The 17,780-nt window shown below is 74.2% G+C and carries 17 protein-coding genes and 2 pseudogenes; 10 read left to right on the top strand and 9 right to left on the bottom strand.

Annotation, left to right across the window (positions count from 1 at the left end; genetic code table 11):
• Nucleotides 1-147: 147 nt before the first annotated feature.
• The gene (locus tag ABEB06_RS21810; protein WP_345698557.1) at nt 148-1,029 is read right to left on the bottom strand and encodes a DUF3027 domain-containing protein; all 882 of its coding nucleotides are present in this window, start codon (nt 1,027-1,029) and stop codon (nt 148-150) included.
• A 526-nt stretch (nt 1,030-1,555) separates the two neighbouring features.
• Here ABEB06_RS21810 and ABEB06_RS21805 point away from each other — a divergent pair.
• The 4 genes from ABEB06_RS21805 to ABEB06_RS21790 are packed head-to-tail and all read left to right on the top strand — an operon-like array spanning nt 1,556 to nt 5,077.
• A complete protein-coding gene (locus ABEB06_RS21805; protein ID WP_425559792.1) occupies nt 1,556-2,905 on the top strand; it encodes an MFS transporter in 1,350 nt (449 codons plus the stop codon).
• Nucleotides 2,906-2,965: 60 nt separating this feature from the next.
• Nucleotides 2,966-3,484, top strand: coding sequence for a hypothetical protein (locus ABEB06_RS21800; RefSeq protein ID WP_345698556.1), 519 nt, complete (start codon nt 2,966-2,968; stop codon nt 3,482-3,484).
• 11 nt (nt 3,485-3,495) lie between these two features.
• The gene (locus ABEB06_RS21795) at nt 3,496-4,239 is read left to right on the top strand and encodes a futalosine hydrolase (RefSeq protein WP_345698555.1); all 744 of its coding nucleotides are present in this window, start codon (nt 3,496-3,498) and stop codon (nt 4,237-4,239) included.
• Nucleotides 4,232-5,077: a 1,4-dihydroxy-6-naphtoate synthase gene (locus tag ABEB06_RS21790; protein ID WP_345698554.1), complete on the top strand. Its 846-nt coding sequence runs from the start codon at nt 4,232-4,234 to the stop codon at nt 5,075-5,077. Before ABEB06_RS21795 ends, ABEB06_RS21790 begins: the two co-directional genes overlap by 8 nt.
• 7 nt (nt 5,078-5,084) lie before the next feature.
• On the opposite strand, the gene ABEB06_RS21785 is transcribed toward ABEB06_RS21790, so the two are convergent.
• Nucleotides 5,085-5,468 carry a cold-shock protein gene (locus tag ABEB06_RS21785; RefSeq protein WP_345698553.1) on the bottom strand — a complete coding sequence of 128 codons (384 nt, stop codon included), beginning with the start codon at nt 5,466-5,468 and terminating at the stop codon, nt 5,085-5,087.
• A gap of 200 nt (nt 5,469-5,668) precedes the next feature.
• Nucleotides 5,669-6,787 carry an alpha/beta hydrolase gene (locus ABEB06_RS21780; protein WP_345698552.1) on the bottom strand — a complete coding sequence of 373 codons (1,119 nt, stop codon included), beginning with the start codon at nt 6,785-6,787 and terminating at the stop codon, nt 5,669-5,671.
• Between the two features lie 137 nt (nt 6,788-6,924).
• Between ABEB06_RS21780 and ABEB06_RS21775 the strand changes: the two genes are divergently transcribed.
• Nucleotides 6,925-7,164, top strand: coding sequence for a hypothetical protein (locus ABEB06_RS21775; RefSeq protein ID WP_345698551.1), 240 nt, complete (start codon nt 6,925-6,927; stop codon nt 7,162-7,164).
• Here the strand turns inward: ABEB06_RS21775 and ABEB06_RS21770 are convergent.
• Nucleotides 7,152-7,757: an HAD family hydrolase gene (locus ABEB06_RS21770; protein ID WP_345698550.1), complete on the bottom strand. Its 606-nt coding sequence runs from the start codon at nt 7,755-7,757 to the stop codon at nt 7,152-7,154. The two genes, ABEB06_RS21775 and ABEB06_RS21770, sit on opposite strands and share 13 nt — an antisense overlap.
• 91 nt (nt 7,758-7,848) lie before the next feature.
• Between ABEB06_RS21770 and ABEB06_RS21765 the strand changes: the two genes are divergently transcribed.
• Nucleotides 7,849-8,880, top strand: a complete 1,032-nt coding sequence (locus ABEB06_RS21765) for an ABC transporter substrate-binding protein (RefSeq protein WP_345698549.1) — start codon at nt 7,849-7,851, stop codon at nt 8,878-8,880.
• Nucleotides 8,881-8,914: 34 nt separating this feature from the next.
• Here ABEB06_RS21765 and ABEB06_RS21760 read toward each other — a convergent pair whose 3' ends face one another.
• Nucleotides 8,915-9,580, bottom strand: coding sequence for a DUF4097 family beta strand repeat-containing protein (locus ABEB06_RS21760; protein ID WP_345698548.1), 666 nt, complete (start codon nt 9,578-9,580; stop codon nt 8,915-8,917).
• A gap of 182 nt (nt 9,581-9,762) precedes the next feature.
• Nucleotides 9,763-10,506, bottom strand: coding sequence for a hypothetical protein (locus ABEB06_RS21755; RefSeq protein WP_345698547.1), 744 nt, complete (start codon nt 10,504-10,506; stop codon nt 9,763-9,765).
• Nucleotides 10,507-10,694: 188 nt separating this feature from the next.
• Here ABEB06_RS21755 and ABEB06_RS21750 point away from each other — a divergent pair, with 188 nt between their 5' ends.
• Nucleotides 10,695-13,232: a helicase-associated domain-containing protein gene (locus ABEB06_RS21750; RefSeq protein ID WP_345698546.1), complete on the top strand. Its 2,538-nt coding sequence runs from the start codon at nt 10,695-10,697 to the stop codon at nt 13,230-13,232.
• 17 nt (nt 13,233-13,249) lie between these two features.
• On the opposite strand, the gene ABEB06_RS21745 is transcribed toward ABEB06_RS21750, so the two are convergent.
• On the bottom strand, nt 13,250-13,525 hold the full coding sequence (locus tag ABEB06_RS21745; RefSeq protein ID WP_345698545.1) for a hypothetical protein: 276 nt from the start codon (nt 13,523-13,525) through the stop codon (nt 13,250-13,252).
• A 121-nt stretch (nt 13,526-13,646) separates the two neighbouring features.
• Between ABEB06_RS21745 and ABEB06_RS21740 the strand changes: the two are divergent.
• The 3 genes and pseudogenes from ABEB06_RS21740 to ABEB06_RS21730 form a co-directional block, all read left to right on the top strand.
• Nucleotides 13,647-13,922, top strand: a pseudogene (locus ABEB06_RS21740) (transposase); the annotation flags it as partial.
• A gap of 543 nt (nt 13,923-14,465) precedes the next feature.
• Nucleotides 14,466-14,999, top strand: coding sequence for a hypothetical protein (locus ABEB06_RS21735; RefSeq protein WP_345698544.1), 534 nt, complete (start codon nt 14,466-14,468; stop codon nt 14,997-14,999).
• Between the two features lie 90 nt (nt 15,000-15,089).
• A complete protein-coding gene (locus ABEB06_RS21730) occupies nt 15,090-16,370 on the top strand; it encodes a VanZ family protein (protein ID WP_345698543.1) in 1,281 nt (426 codons plus the stop codon).
• Between the two features lie 136 nt (nt 16,371-16,506).
• On the opposite strand, the gene ABEB06_RS21725 is transcribed toward ABEB06_RS21730, so the two are convergent.
• Nucleotides 16,507-17,277, bottom strand: a complete 771-nt coding sequence (locus tag ABEB06_RS21725; protein WP_345701934.1) for a recombinase family protein — start codon at nt 17,275-17,277, stop codon at nt 16,507-16,509.
• Nucleotides 17,278-17,358: 81 nt separating this feature from the next.
• Nucleotides 17,359-17,694 (bottom strand): annotated as a pseudogene (locus tag ABEB06_RS21720) (recombinase family protein); the annotation flags it as partial.
• Nucleotides 17,695-17,780 lie beyond the last annotated feature (86 nt).

Genomic DNA, 17,780 nt, shown 5'->3' with positions numbered 1-17,780 from the left:
CAGCGGGTGCGCCGGGGGCCGGGGAGCTGCGGGGCCGACCGCGCGGTGGGCCGGACGCGTGCTCCCGGCCGGTCACGGAGCGGGCCCCGCGGGTCTCCCCCGGCCTCCGGCCGGGGGTGCCCCCGCGAGCTCCTGGAAGCGGATCCGCTAGGCGTGGCCCAGCTCTTCGGCCGGGGCGTCGGGCTCGACGGAGCCGCTGGTGCGGTCGGGGTGGATCTGCAGCGGCTCGACCACGGTCTCGTCGAGGATCAGCTCGGACGGGACCGGCGGGGCCGGGAGGACGGCGGCCTCGGAGTGCGCGCCGCAGCCGTACGCGAGCGAGACGACCTGCCCGTCGGCCGGGCCGAACTCGTTGCCGCAGACGCCGAACGCCTGCCCGAGCGAGCCGCCGATCGGCACCAGGAAGCCGCAGGTGGTGCAGGACGCCGGCGCGGACTGCGCCATCGGCGTCTGCGGCCCGTACGCGGACTCCCAGCGCTCGGCGGCGGCGTGCAGGCCGAGCCGGGAGAGCACCCGGGCGCGCCCGAGGCCGAGCTCCTCGGCGACGGCGCCGATCTCGGCCCGGGCCGGGACGGGCTGCACGGCGGGGTCGCTGACCACGACGTCCTCGTCGGCGGTCTCGGCGAGCGCCGAGTTCGGCGCGGGCTCGTCCTCGCCGCTCCAGCCGGGCTCCAGCCGGACGTCGTCGGCGCCGGTCGGCAGCAGGTCGCCGGGGCCGAGGTCACCCGGCCGCAGGCGCTCGCTCCAGGGCACCCACTGGGGGGCGAGGACCGCCTCGTTGCCGGGCAGCAGGGCGACCTCGTCGAGGGTCACGTTCTTGGCGCGCGGGGCACGGGCGACCGTGACGGCCCAGTGCCAGCCGCGGTAGGCGGCGTCCTCGCACGCGAAGGTGTGGGTGACGACGCGGTCGGCCTCCGCGGTCACACCGAGGTGGGCGCCGACACTGGCCGCTCCGACGGTGTCCACCGCTGCCTGGCGGGCGAGTTCGACGGCCTCCGCACAGAGCCGGTCAGGGGTTCGGCTTCGCATCGCAGCGCTCACGGCGTCGATTCTCTCCCAGTCCTGTCATTCCTGCGGTCGTTCTCCGGCGGCCCGCGTTGGGCGGTCCTTCGCCGGACGTCGCTGCCACGTCTCTATTCTGCTCGACCCGGGACCGCTCGGGGGACGGGCCGCGCCGCCCGGTCCCGCTACCCCCGGTGCACTCGGGTGCGCGCGTAGTGCAGGCTACCCGCCGGTCCGCCGTGCAGCACAGCCCGGGTACCGGCCGGGCTCACGGACCCGGGCACGCCGGAGACCCCAATCACTCGTATGCCACGGCAATGTCGGGCAGGATGGGGCTGTGGCGGATGAGACTCCGCCGCAGCACGGACTGCACTCCCCGCAGGCCGATGGCCGGCCGGAGCAGGCAGCCGTGGTGCGGCAGCAGCCGGTGGACTCCCCGGTCGGCGACGCCCCGCCGGGGGCGGACGGCGCTGCCGCGGAGCCGGAGGAGCAGCGACCGGACGGTCAGGAGCCGGACGGACAGCGACCGGACGGTCAGGAGCCGGCGACCAAGGTGGTCCGGGGCCGCGGGTTCCTCGCCCGGGGCGCGTCGGCCGCCGGGGTGCGGACCGGGCGGGTGGTGCACGGCACCGGCCGGCGGATCCGGAAGGCGACCTCGGCGGAGGGCGCCGGCGAGTCGGGCCTGGCGAAGCTGATCGAGCTGCACGCGATCAACTCCTTCGGCGACATGCTGATCACCGTCGCCCTGGCCTCCTCCATCTTCTTCTCGGTGCCGACCGGCGAGGCCCGCGACCGGGTCGCGCTCTACCTGCTGATCACGATGGCGCCGTTCGCGCTGCTCGCCCCGGTGATCGGCCCGCTGCTGGACCGGCTGCCGCACGGCCGCCGCACGGCCATGGCGATGTCGATGCTGGCCCGCGCGGTGCTGGCGTGGACGATGGCCGGGGTGGTGACCTCGGGCGGGCTGGCGCTGTACCCGGAGGCGCTGGGCGTGCTGGTCGCGTCGAAGGCGTACGGGGTGGTGCGCTCCGTGGTGGTGCCGCGGCTGCTGCCACCGCAGCTGTCACTGGTGAAGGCGAACTCGCGGGTCACCCTGGCCGGGCTGCTGGCCACGATGGTGGCGGCGGGGGTGGGCGGGCTGCTGCACCTGATCGGTCCGGGCTGGCCGCTGCGCGGCGCGTTCCTGGTCTTCGTGATCGGCATGCTGATGGCGTTTCACCTGCCGCACAAGGTGGACTCGGCCAAGGGCGAGGTCCGGGCCCAGCTGCACGCCGAGCCGCACGGGGCGAAGCCGGTGGCGCGCGGGGTGCTGCGGGCGGTCGGCCCGTCGGTGATCATGGCGCTGCGCGGGGTGGGGACGCTGCGCTGGCTGGTCGGCTTCCTGGTGATGTTCCTGGCGTTCCTGATCCGCAAGGACCCGCCGGGCGGGCTGCCCGAGACGGTGGCGCTGGGCGTGGTCGCCGTGGCGGCGGGCATCGGCAACGCGCTGGGCTCGGTGCTCGGGTCCTGGCTGCGCACCCGCGGCTCGGAGGCGACGGTGACGGTGATGCTGCTGGTGGCGACGCTGGCGACCGGCGCCGCGGCGCTCTGGTACGGGATCGCCACGGTCGCGATCGCGGCGGCGACCTCCGGGATGGCGGCCTCGCTGGGCAAGCTGGCGCTGGACGCGCTGATCCAGCGGGACGTCCCGGAGGCGGTGCGGACCTCCGCCTTCGCCCGGTCGGAGACGGCCCTGCAGCTGTGCTGGGTGGCCGGCGGCCTGGTGGGCATCGCGCTGCCGCTGAACGAGGCGCTCGGCCTCACGCTGGCCGCGGCGGTGCTGGCGGTGATGCTGCTGTGGAGCATCCGCTCGCTGCTCAGGACGGGCCTGCGCCGGCCCGCCGCTCGGCCGCGGGTGGCATGACCGCGCGCGTCGGCCCACCCCCGCGTCGCGCGACCGTCCGAGCCCGGTAGATTCTTGCCCATGAGCCTCAGCACCCGCGTGATCGTCGGCCTCGGCGCCGTCGTCCTGATCGGAGCCGGCACGGTCGCCGGTTCGGTCGCCGTCGCCAGCGACAAGGGCAAGCCCGACGAGCACCAGGCGACCCTGACGGTCGGCCGCTCCTCGATCACCGCCGCGCCGGCCTGCTACAACGACGGCAAGCCCCTCGAAAAGGCCCAGCTGGCCAAGTGCCAGGTCGACGCCAAGCAGGCCCGCGAGAGCAAGAGCAACCCGTCCTCCGACGTGGTCTCCAGCGACCGGATCGGCGTCGGCGTGCCGGTCGAGACCGGCGACCGCGGCTGGTTCGCGTTCACCGACGGCGGCGCCCAGGGCGAGGCCGTGCTGGCGCAGGACGTGAAGGGCTCGACCTGGTCCGGTTCGGTCGCCGCCTCCACCGTCCTGAACTCCAGCGGCACCACCACGGTGACCGTCGTCGAGGCCAGCCAGAAGACCAACGAGGTCTACGCGGTCTGGTACTTCGAGCTGCACCAGAAGGGCTGACCGGTCACCCGATGACCGAGCGGTCCCCGCACAAGCAGCCCGGCCGGGAGGCCGGGCTGCTGGTCGTCGTCGCCGTGCCCGCCGAGGCGGACGCGGTGCTGCGCGGCCTGCCCGCGGGTGCCCCGGCCGAGCCGCTGCCCGGCGGGCTGCTGCACCGTGCGGTGGCCGCCGACGGGACCGCCGTGGACGTGCTGGCCGGCGGGGTCGGCCCGGCCGCCGCCGCCGCGGCCACCGCGACCGCGCTGGCCGGCGGCCGCTACGCGCTGGTGCTCTCGGCCGGGATCGCCGGCGGCTTCGCGCCGCGCGCCCCGATCGGCTCCCTGGTGGTCGCGGACGCGATCGTCGTCGCCGACCTGGGCGCCGAGACCCCGGAGGGCTTCGCCGACGTCACCGAGCTGGGTTTCGGGACGGTCCGGCACGTCCCGCCCCCCGGCCTGGTCGCGGCCGCCGCCGGGGCGCTGGGCGCCGCCGCGGGCCCGGTGCTGACGGTGTCCACGGTGACCGGCAGCGCCGAGCGGGCCGCCGCGCTGGCCGACCGCCACCCCGGTGTGCTGGCCGAGGCGATGGAGGGCTTCGGGGTGGCCGAGGCGGCCGCCCGGTTCGGCGTGCCGGCGGGCGAACTGCGGGCCGTCTCCAACCCCGTCGGCCCGCGCGACCGCGCGGCCTGGCGGATCGGCGAGGCACTGGGGGCCCTGGAGCGGGCCTTCGCCGCGCTGCCGTACCAGCGCCTGCTCAAGGAGGTCACCCATGGCTGAGCCGCTGCGGATCGCGTACTCGCCGTGCCCCAACGACACCTTCGTCTTCCACGCCTGGGCGCACGGACTGGTGCCCGGCGCGGACGCGCCCGAGGTCGAGTTCGCGGACATCGACATCACCAACGGCCTGGCCGAGCGCGGCGAGCTGGACGTGCTGAAGATCTCCTACGGCCAGCTGCCGTGGGTGCTGGAGGAGTACGCGCTGCTGCCCTGCGGCGGCGCGCTGGGCCGAGGCTGCGGGCCGCTGGTGCTCACCCGCGAGCCGGTCGACCCGGCCGCGCTGGCGGGCCGGACGGTCGCGGTGCCGAGCGAGCGGTCCACCGCGTACCTGCTGTTCCGGCTGTGGGCGGCGAAGGCGGTGCCCGGCGGCTTCGGCGAGATCGTGGTGCTGCCGTTCCACGAGATCATGCCCGCCGTGCGGGACGGGCGGGTGGACGCCGGCCTGGTGATCCACGAGGCCCGGTTCACCTTCCAGCGGTACGGGCTGCACCGGCTCGCCGACATGGGCGAGGCCTGGGAGGCGGAGACCGGCCTGCCGATCCCGCTCGGCGCAATCGTCGCCCGGCGCTCGCTCGGCGCCGAGCGGCTGCGGGAGCTCGCCGACAGCATCCGCGCCTCGGTGCGGCACGCCTGGGACGACCCGTCGGCCTCCCGCGACTACGTGCTGGCGCACGCCCAGGAGATGGACCCGGACGTCGCGGACGCGCACATCGCGCTGTACGTCAACGAGTTCACCGCCGACCTCGGCACCGAGGGGTACGCCGCGGTCCGCGCGCTGCTGACCCGGGCCGCCGGCGAGGGACTCGTCCCCGCGGTCGACCCGGGCCTGCTCGACTGACCGGCCGTCAGGCGTCGAACTGGTCGGCCACCGCGCGCAGCACCAGGGCGATCTTCGCCCCGTCCGTCTTGGCCGGGTAGCGACCGCGCTGCAGGCTCGGCAGGATCTGGTCCAGCCTGGTGATCAGGTCCTGGACGATCGGCGCCATGTCGTCGGCGCTCTTGCGCTGGTTGACCACGACCGACGGCAGGGCGTCCAGCAGGGTCACGCCCATCGCCTGGTCGCCCCGGTGCCCGGCCGCGATGCCGAACTCGACGCGCTGCCCCGGCCTCAGGGTGGTGACGCCGGTGGGCAGCGCCTTGGTGTGGACGAAGACCTCGCCGCCGTCGTCGCGCGACAGGAAGCCGTAACCCTTCGTCTCGTTGAACCACTTGACCTGGCCGGTGGGCATCTCGAAACAGTCCTCGGTGTCTGGTGGGCGACCCTCCGTTGGACCGCGCCGTGGCTCCATGATCCCTCAGCGCGCCGCCCGGCGCCGCCGAGATTGCGGGCGGCCCGGATGCGGCGCCCGTGTGAAGGCTGCATACCCGGCCCGGACGCGGACCGAAACTCCCCGTCCCCGGAGAACTGCGCGCAGTGACCGACGCCTGGTCAGGCGGGCGGCGCCAGCCGGTCGCCGAGCCAGCCGAGCGAGGCGGGCAGCATCCGCGACCAGGTGTTGAAGTTGTGCCCGCCGGTCTGCACGGTGATCGAGGAGACCCGGGTCGGGCCGGCCTTCGCCGCCGCCAGGAAGCCCTGGGTCTGGCCCCAGTAGTCGCCGTCGCCCTCCTTGCTGCCGCCGACCAGCAGCGCCACCCGGGGCTGCGGAAGGTGGGTCAGCCGCCAGGTCAGGTCGGCCTCGTCGCGGCGCCGGCCGTCGCCGCCGAACAGGTCGCCGGTGGTCGGGTCCTCGGCCGCGCGGTAGTAGCCGGACAGCGACGCCCCGGCTGCGAACACGTCCGGGTGACGCATCGCCAGCTTCAGCGCGCAGTAGCCACCGGTGGAGTTGCCGATCACCCCGAGGCTGCCGGGACCGGACGCCACCCGGTAGCCGGCCCGGACCGCGGCCGGCACGTCCCGGCTGAAGTAGCCGTCGGACTGCGGGCCGCCGGGCACGTCCTCGCACTCGGTGTCCCGGGGCATCGCCGGGGAGGGGCGCATCAGCACCAGCACCGCGGGCTTCGCCTTCCCCTCGCGGACCAGGCGCAGCTGGGTGGCGGGGTAGTTGAGCTTGGTGACCAGGTTCCTGGCGTCGCCGGGGAAGCCGGTGATGGCGATCACCGCGGGGAAGCGCCGGTCCGCGTACTGCGGCTGGAAGTACTCCGGCGGCAGGTAGACGTACCCGTCAGTGGCCAGCCCGGTGGTGGCCCCGGGGATCCGGATCCGCTCCAGGCGCCCGATCCGCGCCGGGTCGCGGCCCGGTTCGCCGGTCACCCGGACGTCGTCCCCGCCCAGCCGCTGCACGCCGATGGCGTTCTGCACCGTCACCGGGCCGTTGTCGGCGGTGCCGAGCAGGTCGTCCCAGCTGCTGTAGAACGCGAAGTAGTTGTTGGCGAGCAGACCCAGGGTGCACATCACCGCCAGCTGCGTCGCCACGATCGTGCCGAGGCGGCCCAGCACCGCCGGCCAGCCGCGCCGGGCCAGCCGGGGCCACGACCACACGGTGGCCACCACCATCGCGACCGCCCACAGCGCGGACAGCGCGAGCACCTTGTGACTCGTCAGACCCATCCGTCCAGGATGCCCGCGCGATCCCGCCCGGCCCTGCGCGTCCAGGCTGAGCCCGAGGGCCCGCGCCCCCGCCGATCGGCGGGGGCGGGCGGCTCTGCGAGACTGGACCGGTCCCGAATGCCTGAGGAGCGCCAGCCGTGAACAGTGAGACCGACCGTGGTGATGTCCTGGTCCGCGCCGGGGGCCTGGTCTTCGGCTTCGGCGCCGTCGCCACCCTCGTCACCTTCGTGCCGATGTTCTTCGACTTCGACCGCTTCCCCAGCTTCGCGTACTGGCTGTGCATGCTGATGCCGGTCGGCTTCCTGGTCTCGCTCGCCGGGATGCTGGTCTCCGCCCGGGCCCAGCGCCGCCGGCTGCGCGGGCGTCAGGCCGCGTAGCCCGCCAGCCAGGCCGGGAACTCCGTCAGGTCGGCCAGCACCACGTCGGCGCCGGCCGCCGTGAGCTCCGCCGCCGAGTACGGGCCGGTGGCCACCCCGACCGCCACCGCGCCGGCCGCCCGCGCGCCGACGATGTCGCCCAGGTGGTCGCCGACGTAGACGTGCGCGCCGTGCTCGCGCAGCGCGTCGCCCTTGGTCTCCGCCCACAGGTCGCCGACCAGCACGTCCACCCCGAGCGCTTCGTGGTCCAGGTGCAGCCGGGCGTTCGGCTCGTACTTGCCGGTGATCACCAGGACCTTGCCGCCGCGGGCGCGGATCGCCTCGACCGCCTCGCGGGCCCCCGGCAGCAGCGCCGAGCCGGGCACCGCGTACTCGACGTACAGCTCGCGGTAGCGGTCGGTCGCGGCCGCCACCCGCTCCGGCGGGAACCAGTTGCCGATCTCCTGCACCAGCGGCGGCCCCAGCCGGCTGACCGCCAGCTCGCTGTCGATGAACGTGCCCGTCTCGGCGGACAGCACGTCGTAGGTCGCCTTGATGCCGGGGCGGGTGTCGAGCAGGGTCATATCGAGGTCGAAACCGACGGTGAGAGCCATGGGACACAGCCTAGTGATCCCATCTTGGGCGACATACGGCCCATATCGGACATAATCCGTAGGCAGTCCCACCGCCCCGGAGGTCTCCCCCGTGCCAGATCCGATGTCACGCCGGACCGCGCTCGCCGGGCTCGGCGCCCTGGGCGCCGCCCTGCTCGCGGGCTGCTCCGGCGGCTCGCCGGGCCCCGCCGGCGGCACGCTGCTGCCGGCCTCCGACTCCGGCACCGGGACGGCCGCCTCGGATCCGCCCTCCCCCACCCCCTCGCCGACCCCCGACGTGACCGTCACCACCGTCACCGGCCCGGTCACCGTGCCGGGCGGCGCGACCCGGGTGGTCACCCTGGACACCGCCGAGCTCGACTCCGCGATGACCCTCGGGATCACCCCTGTCGGCGCCGCCAAGGCCCCGCTCGACGCCGGCCTCCCGGACTACTGGCCGGCCTCCCGGCTGGCCCAGGTCGCCGTGGTCGGCGACATCGGCGCCGCCCCCGACGCCGCCCGGATCGCGGCCACCCGGCCGCAGCTGATCCTCTCCAACCAGACCCGGGACGGCGGCCATGACGGCACCCTGCGCGCGCTCGCCCCGACCGTCCTCACCCCGACCACCGGCTACCCGTGGAAGGACGGCTTCCAGCTGCACGCCGCCGCCCTGGACCGCCGGGAGCAGGCCGCCGCGGTCACCGGCGCGTACGCCCGCCACATCGACCAGGCCACCCGGGCGATCAACGGCGCCGGGGCCGGCGGCAAGCGGATCAGCATCGTGCGCTTCGTCGAGGGCGAGGCGCCGACCATCCGGCTCTACGGGCGCCAGAGCTTCATCGGCACCGTCCTCGCCGACCTCGGCCTCGGCCGGCCGGACTCCCAGAACGCCGACCGCCCCGACACCGGGATCACCCCCGACCAGCTCGCCCAGGCGGACGGCGACTACCTCTTCCACGCCACCTACGGCGACCCGGTCCGCTCGGGCGCGGCCGCCGTCCTGGCCAGCACCGCCTGGCAGGGCCTCGGGGCGGTCCGGGCCCACCGGGCCTTCCCGGTGGACGACCAGCTGTGGTTCCAGGGCATCGGCTACACCGGCGCCAACCTGCTCGTCGCCGAGCTCCAGCGCGCCCTCGGCGCCTGACACCGCGCGCCCGGCCCGGAGGGCTGCGGGCGCTTCAGAGGCTGCGGGCGCTGATGTCGCCGTGCGCGGTGGTGGCACGGATCTCCAGGTCGGCCGCGCCGTCGTTGCGCAGCGCGTTGCTGACCCGGCCGAGGCCGGTCCCGGCGTCCAGCGAGGCGGAGACCCCGGTGGCGGCGGCGACGCTGATGTCGCCGGACCGGGTGCTGAGCACGACCAGGCCGCGCGCCGCCGAGGCGATCCGGATGTCGCCCCGCGTCGTGCTGATCTCCGCCGGACCGGTCAGCCGGCCGACCTCGACGTCGCCGTCGACCGCGGCGAGGCGGACGCCCGCCGCCTCGTCGATCTTGATCCGCCGGTACGCACCGTCGAAGACGACCTCGCCGAGGCGGCCCACACCGCGCAGCTCGCTGGCGGCGGACCTGCCCTCGACCCGGGAGCCTGCGGGCAGCTGGACGGTGACCTCCAGCGAGCCGGTCGGGCCGAGGAGCCGGTTGCCGGCTTCGGGCGCCCTGACCCGCAGCACGCCGTCGGCCCAGTCGACGGTGGTCCGCTCGGCGGCCTGGACGTCGCGCTTCCGGCGGGGGTCGGCGGGGCGGACGTCGACGGTGGCGTCGGCCCGGTCGGCGGCGATCACCTGGACCCGCCCGGCGGGGATCTCGATGACGGCGGAGACGGGGGCGGAGGTGGCGAACTTCTGCATGGCGGGCTCCTTCGGTCTTTGTTTCTGACGATGGAAACGCTACGCACCGACCGGCAGCCCGGCAACACGATCGTTGCACCTTCAAGGAGTACTCGCAGGCCATGGACTTGAAATCATTGCAATGGGCGTGAATCCATTGCAACGTCCGCCACGTCCGGCGTTGCAATGGAAGGCGGTGAACGCTATGCCGCGCGCCGACGCAGGGTCAGCAGCACCACCACGACCGCCGACACCACGGCCGCCGCCCGCAGCACGCCGGGGGCCGATGCCCAGGTCGCCTGTCCGAAGTCCCCGCCGGTCTGCGCCAGCGGCTCGCCCCAGCGCCCCCGGCTGCGGCCCCACGCCCAGACCGCCGAGCCGGTCATGCAGGCCAGCGGCACCCCGAGCACCACGGCCTTCTTGGTGAAGTCCCCCAGGCCGCGCGACAGGTAGATCGCACCCCAGCCGCCCAGCATCGCCAGGACCGACCCGGTCACCGCACCGGCCAGCAGGGCCAGCGCGCCCACCACCAGCAGCGGCGCCGGCCGCCACCCCGCGACCGCACCGGCCGCGGCGGCGGCCGCGCCCGCCACCGGCTCGGCACCGCCCTCGGCCGCCCCGGCCCGCTCCTCCGCCGGGGGCCCGTCCGCCGGCACCACCGGGTCGAACGGCACCGGCGGCGGGCGCTCCTCGGCCCGGAAGTCGAAGTACACGGTGTCCCAGCCGGGGTACGCCCCGCTCACGTCGATCCGCCGCCCGGTCTGCGAGGCGCTCTCGATCGCCCGCCGCAGGTCCTCCGACGGCATCCGGTCGGCACCGGCCACGGGCTTGTCGAAGGCCACCGGCGGCTCGCCGTCCGGCTGCCGCGGCGGGGGCACGTACACCCCGTCCCCGTCGCCGCCCGGCCCGGCCCCGCCGTCCGCGTCGCTCCACCACGTGCCCGCCATCGCCCCGCCACCCCGCCTCGTCCGGCCCCGCCCAGCCCTACCCGCCCGCGCACCCGACGGTACCCACCACCGGAGCCCCACGCGAGCCCCGTACCCCCGCGCGCCCCGCACCGTCCCCGCGAGCCCCGGCGGCCCGTCCCGCCACAGCACTTGCCGCCCCCCGCGCCCCGGCGACTACTCTGGATCGGATGACCGCACCGCAGAGCGCCCAGCGCCCCTCCCGGGGCCCTGCCGCCGCCCCCCGCACGCTGGCCGAGGAGCTCCGCGTCCGCAGCGACGAGGCGCTGGCCGCGCTGCTCCGGGTGCGCCCCGACCTGCTCAACCCGGTGCCCACCGACCTGACCCAGCTCTCCGCCCGGCTCTCCAGCCGCGCGTCCGCCCTGCGCGCCCTGGAACGCCTGGACCGCTTCACCCTGCAGGTCGCCGAGGCCCTCGCCGCCGCCCCCGTCACCGGCAGCGCCGAGGGCGTCCCGGAGAGCGCGCTGCGCAACCTGCTCGCCGGCCCCGCCCGGGTCAAGGCCCACCCCGCCGCCGAACCGGTCGACCGCGCCGCCGTCACCGCCGCGCTGCCCGCCGCGATCGAGCGGCTGCGCGAACAGGCCCTGCTCTGGGGGCCGGACAGCAGCCTGCGCCTGGTGATCGCCGTCCGCGAGGCCCTCGCGCCGAGCGCCGCCAACCCCGGCCGCACCGGCCTCGGGCCGACCCTCTCCGAGGCCACCACCGGGATGTCCCCGGCCCGCCTCCAGCAGCTGCTGGCCGGCGCCGGGCTGCCGCCCACCGCCGACCCGGTCACCGCCGTCGCCGCACTCACCGCCCTGCTGAGCGATCGCAAGGCGTGCGCCGCACTGCTCGCCGACGCCCCACCGCCCGCCCTCGCCCTGCTCGACAAGCTGGTCTGGGGCCCGCCCACCGGCACCGTCCCGGACGCCACCCGCCAGGTGACCGCCGATCAGGCGCAGAGCCCGGTCGAGTGGCTGCTGGCCCGCGGCCTGCTGCTCCCCTCCAGCCCCACCTCCGTGGTGCTGCCCCGCGAGCTCGCCCTGCACCTGCGCGGCGGCCGCACCCACCGCGCCGTCGACCCGGCCCCGCCCGCCCTCGAACCGGCCGCGCACCGCGACCCGCGGGCCGCCGACAGCGCCGCCGCCGGCCAGGCGTACACGGCGGTGCGCACCGTCGAGGAACTGCTCGACTCCTGGGGCCTGCAGCCACCCCCGGTGCTGCGCGCCGGCGGCCTGGGCGTCCGCGACCTCAAGCGGGCCGCGCTCACCCTGGAGTGCCCCGAGCCGGTCGCCGCGTTCTGGCTGGAACTCGCGTACGCCTCCGGCCTGCTGGCCCCCGACGGGGAGGCGGACGAGCGCTGGGCGCCGACCCCGGCGTACGACCTGTGGCTGCAGCAGACCGCCGCCGAGCGGTGGGCGGTGCTGGCGGAGAGCTGGCTGGCCTCGACCCGGGTGCCCGGACTGACCGGCACCCCGGACGGCAAGGGCAAGCAGCGCGCCGCGCTCGGCCCCGAACTGGACCGCACCCTCGCCCCGGCGGTCCGCCGGGCCGTCCTCGACCTGCTCGCCGAACTGCCGCCGGGCTCCACCGCGACCGCCGACGCGCTGCTGCCGGTGCTGCGCTGGCACCGCCCGCTGCGCGGCGGGCCGACCGCGCCGGACGGCCGCGAGCTGCGCGAGCAGCTCGCCGAATGGACCCTGCGGGAGGCCGAGTCGCTCGGCGTCACCGGCCGCGGCGCGCTCGCCTCCCCGGCCCGGGAGCTGCTCGCCGGCGAGGACCCGGTGGCGGCCCTGGAGCCGCTGCTGCCGCAGCCGCTGGACCACGTGATCCTGCAGCCCGACCTGACCGCGATCGCCCCCGGCCCGCTGCTCACCCCGCTCGCCCAGGCGCTGGCGCTGTGCGCGGACGTCGAGTCCAAGGGCGGCGCCACCGTGTACCGCTTCGCCCCGGAGTCGGTCCGCCGCGCGCTGGACGCCGGGCGGACCGCCGCCGACCTGAAGGCCTTCCTCGCCAAGCACTCGCGCACGCCCGTCCCGCAGCCGCTGGAGTACCTGATCGACGACGTGGCCCGCCGCCACGGCGTGCTGCGGGTCGGCGCCGCCTCCTCGTACCTGCGCTGCGACGACACCTCGCTGCTGAACGAGGTCATGGCCGACCGGCGGGCGGCCGAGCTGCGGCTGCGGATGCTCGCGCCGACCGTGCTGGCGGCGCAGGCCCCGCCCGACACGCTGCTGTCGGTGCTGCGCACCATGGGGTACGCGCCGGCCGCCGAATCGGCCGAGGGCGATCTGGTGATCACCCGTCCGGACAGCCACCGCACCCCGCCCCGCGCGGCGCCCGTGCCGGTGCCCGACGGCCCGTCGCGTCCGGACGCGGCCCTGCTCGGCGCCGCCGTGCGGGCGATCCGGGCGGGCGACCGGGCGGCGACCGCGGTCCGCAGGGAGACCGTGGCCGGGCCGGCCGCGCAGCCCGTCCGGGCCGCCGACGGACGGCTGCCGCGCACCGCGGCGGCCGACACCCTGGCGGCGCTGCAGACCGCGGTGCTGCTCGGCGAGCGGATGTGGATCGGCTACGTCAACGCCGAGGGCTTGGCCTCGCAGCGGGTGGTCGACCCGGTGAAGGTCGAGGGCGGCTTCGTCACCGCCTACGACCACCTCTCCGACGAGGTGCGGACCTTCGCCCTGCACCGGATCACCGGCGTCGCCGAGGTCGACGAGACCGCCTGAGCCGGGCCGAGCCGGGATCAGTGCTTGGCGGCGGCCTGGGCGTCCTGCTCGGCCTTCTGCTTCTTGGCCTCGTCGACGATCGACTGCGGGTCGGGCATCTTCGGCTCGACGCCGGTCAGCGTGCCGGTGACCAGGAAGGCGGCGCTGCCGAACAGTCCGCCCGGCTGCCCCAGGTCGGCGACCTGGTCCAGCCCGGGGGTGGCCGCGGCCTGGGCGGGCGCGGCGCCCATGGCGGTGGCGAGAGCGGCGCCCGAGAGCGCGAGGCCGGCGAGAATGCGGTTCCGCTTGTTCATGCCCTGCCCAACGATCCCCCGCCGAACCGGTCACCCCTTTCCACCCGAGTGCGGGACACTGGAAAGTCTGCGACCGCACCCCGGGGAGGGCTCCCCGCGTGAACGACGGACCGCTCATCGCCCGATCGTTCTGATCCGGAACAACCTGAAGTCCCATCTGGCCGCCGGGACGGAGGAGTTCGTCGCCGCCCAGAACTGGCCCACCCTCTACCAGTTGCCCCCGTACGCGCCTGGCCTCAACCCGGTCGAGGGCATCTGGCCGCTGCTGCGACGCGGCTCCCTGGCCAACGTCGCCTTCGCCGAGCCGGACCACCCCGTGCGGACGGTCAGGCGCGGCTTACGGAAGATCCAGTACTGGCCTCAGCTCGTCGACGGCTGTCCGGCCGCGACCGGCCTGATCACCGACATCGCGAGTTCAACCTCGGATTGTTCCAACTCCGCTCAGCACCATGGGAGACAGCAGAAGCAACCTGCCCGCAGACATTCCCCAGGGATCGGATGCACCTCTCGGCCATCCAGCAGGGGCCGACCCAATTGAGCATCAGAATCCGTGCGGATCCAGGGCCGGCCGTGGCAGCGAATTGACCTGGACCACTCCGCGACCCTGAAGCCCTGGCGCGTTCCAGGCGGATCTTGCGCCCGTTGCACAATCGTGACGTAACACTCCGGAGTTATTGATCATCGGAGAGTGGTGCGACGTTGGCCCATGGACCACAGTTCGGTCACACTCCGTGGTGACCTAGCGCGTGGGATTACGGGCGAAAGCGGGACGAAGATCGCCCAGCAATGCGCTTGTCCGGATCGGCCGCATGCGGAAGGCTTCAGCTCAGCCGGGCGGCACCGCGCAAGCGCTGTTCGGTCTCAATCTGTGGGCTGGGGGGTCCGCGCTGCAACGCGGAGCCCCCCTCCCCGCCATTTCGATGCGCTTTGGGAGGACATCATGGCGAAGACCGCGACCCGGATGAGCGGGGCGCGTACGACGATGGTACGGCTCGGTATCGCCGCAGCGTTGGCGGCCGTGCCGCTCGCAGCCACCGTCGACGCCCAGGCCGCTCCGGCCGAGAAGGGCAACCACCAGCTCAAGCTGCCCACGACGGGTGGGGCGTCCGCCGAAGTCAACGACGGCACCGCTACCTCCACCACCGGTGGCATCCAGCCTCTGGTCAGCACCTCGCTGAGCAGCGGCACCCTGTATTTCTGGTCCGAGAACGGTGCGGGGTACGGCCAGTCCTACTACTCGGCGCTCACGGCCATCCAGTACAAGAAGAACTCGGGCGGCCAGATCCTCGCCAGGTTCGCGTACGAGGAGGGCGGCAACACCCACTGGGACCAGGGCGCGTTCTACCAGAACGCGGGTGAGACCAAGAGCTTCAGTTGGGGCTTCGCCCCGCTGCCGGCGAACTGCAGCGCGATCGGCAAGATGTGGGTCTCCGGGCAGCAGACCTTCCAGACCCCGCCGGACCACCCCTGCTGAGCCTGACAGGCTGAACCGAATCCGGGGAGGGCACGGGCTGAGCCTGCGCCCTCCCCGGGTCACATTGCCCGACCGCCTCCCGGAAGACCAATGATCGAAGCGATTTTCTCCTCGGCTCCCGCGCTTCTCCCCGTCTTCGCCGTCCTCGGCCTGGCCTTTGGGACGGCGGCTCTGCGGCAGGCCCGGGCCAGACAGTGGCCGCAGGCCGCCGCAGTGCTGTGGGGGCTGTCTCTGGCTGGCGAGGTCGCGGCGACACTGACGCCGACCACCACCGGGTCGTCCGGGCGGACGTGCTCGATCGGCAGCGGAGTGTGGGCCACCGCCACTACCCAGCAAGGGCTGATGAACATCGCCCTGTTCGTGCCTCTCGCCTTCTCCGCCACGCTGGTCCTGCGCCGGCCGCTCACCGTCCTCGCGGCGTGCACAGTGCTCTCCGCCGTGACCGAGCTCTGCCAGACCCTGCTGGGCACCGGCCGCTCCTGCGACGGAGCGGATTTCGTCGACAACGCACTCGGCGCGCTCATCGGCACGGTTGCCGCTGTCGTCTGGTTGTGGCTCCGCCGCCGCAAGGTGCTGTTCGGGCTCCGGGACGGCTTTCACGGCCTCACCACGGCAGGCGTCGGCCTCGTCGCCGTCACGACCGTCGTCCTGCTGTACGTGCCGCTTCATCACGACGCAGCGGGCTTCGGCTCGAACTCCTCGGCCGACGAGACCGAGATGCCCCAACGCATCGCCAGCCGACTCTTCGGACCCGACACCCTGCTGCAGACCACCCGCCTGACCGCCACCCCCGACAATCCTCCCCAGCAGGTCCTCGAGGCCGTCACCGACCGCGGCCAGTTCCGGATCGAGTGGCCCACCGGGCGCCTCCTCATCAGCGCCTCGGCCAACAGTCAAATCGACCCGGGGCCCCTCACCCGGGACCAGGTCCTCAAGGTCGGCACCGACTTCGCGGCGACCTGGTTCTCCGAACTCACACAGGCCGTGACTCCCACTCTGACCTCTACCGACAGTGCGGGTGGTGCCTACATGCTCACCTACCGTCGGTACAACGCCGACAACGTCCTGATGCCGATGCGCCTGGACATCACGGTCTCCACCTCCGGCCGGGTCATGGCGTCCTCCGCGCGCTGGGACGCCGACCCCCAGCTGCCGCATCCCACCGTCACCGCCGACACCGCCAAGCAGCAAGCCATCTCCACCCACACCGGCTCTCGCGCCGACACCACGTTCCTCCTGGCGAAGAAGATCCAGGGACAGTGGCGGCCGTGTTGGGCGGTCAACATCGTCAAACCCGGCGAATCCCAGGCGTCAGGAACTGTGGAATTCATCGACGCCGTCACCGGCCAATTCGTGGCAAATCAGGGCTGACCATTTCCACGCGCGGGCAGCTCGCTCCTCCGCAGCGGTCCTGTGGTCCTCGCCCTGAACCCTGAAGAGGCTGCCAAGCGCAGCCCGCCATCGAGATTCGCGCTCTCGTTGGCGGGCTGCTGCGTTGTCCGTGGCCCTACGGAGCTTCGTCGCGGGTGACCACCTCCGAGAGCACAGCTTGGCCGTCTTTGCCGTCTGCGCTGTCGCGGCGCGCCTGGCCCTCTCGTCCGAAGTGAACCGAGAGCCTCGACGTGTCCGGGTAGCGGCCCTGCTTCGTCGCTGGGGCGACTTCCACGTACGCGCCGGCGCTGAGCAGCAGATCGCGCTTCCCGGCGGTGTCGGCATCCCGCCAGACCTCGGCGTGCGTCCTGCCCGTCGGCACGGCCCCAGCCCCGGCGATCCTCACGCCGTAGCAGTCGCTGCTCTCGCCGCCCTGTCTCTTCTTCAGCCGCCCGATGCAGTGGTACCGAATCCGCCCGGCGGCGGCACAGGTGTACATCCGGTGCCGCACAACGAGCAGTGGCAGGATGCCCCGCAGCAGCGACGTCCCCTCCCACCTGCGGTCGCCGGGGTCTGCGCGGCTTCCAAGCTCGTCCTGGAGTGCCTGCCAGGCGTCCATGTCGAGGATCGGCGCTCGGTTGACCAGCGGTAGGCCGTCGGTGCGCAGGATGGGCCTCCCGTCCTCGATGACCTGTCCGAGCAACTGCGGGTTGGGGAGCAGGCTCCGGAGCGTGGTCGTGTACCACCGCTTCGAGTCGTTGCGCTTGCCCGTGGTCTGCCGTGAGGTGTGCCCCGGGGACGGGATGCCGGCCGCGCTCAGGTCCGTTGTGATCTGCATGAGCGAGTCCTTCTTGAGGACCCGCTCAACGATCATGTGGACGGTCTTGGCTTCGTCGGGGTTGGCCACGAGCACCTTGCCCGCGCCGTCCGGGTTCGGAGCCCCTTGGTACCCGTACGGAACCCGCCCGCCGGTGCAGCGGCCTTCTCGCCGCAGGTGCTCGTGGGCGCCGGAGACTCGCATGCCGATGGTGTCGGACTCCAGCTCGGCGAAGACGGCGATCACCTCGGCCGTGGCCCGGCCCACCGACGACGTGAGGTCCAGCGGCTCCGTGGCCGACGCGAGCGCAACGCTCTCGGCCTCCGTGATGCGCATGATCTCGGTGAAGTCCACCGTGGAGCGCGCAAGACGGTCGATCTCGAAGAACACGATCACGTCGAACTCGGCGAGCGTAGCCAGGATCTTCCGGAGCCCCGGCCGGTCCAGCCCGCGCGAGAAGCCGGAGACGTCGATGTCCTCCTCGACGGCCACGACGGTCCAGGCACGGGCCGCACAGAGCTGTTAACAGGCCGGGCGCTGGCGCTCTGGCGAAGTCGTTTCTTCTGTTTCGCGCGATAGGCGAACATAGACAG

This window comes from Kitasatospora terrestris, assembly GCF_039542905.1.
GTDB classification, from domain to species: Bacteria; Actinomycetota; Actinomycetes; order Streptomycetales; family Streptomycetaceae; genus Kitasatospora; species Kitasatospora terrestris.
Note: the sequence above shows the minus strand (reverse complement) of the source record. Positions and strands in the feature narration are given on the sequence as shown.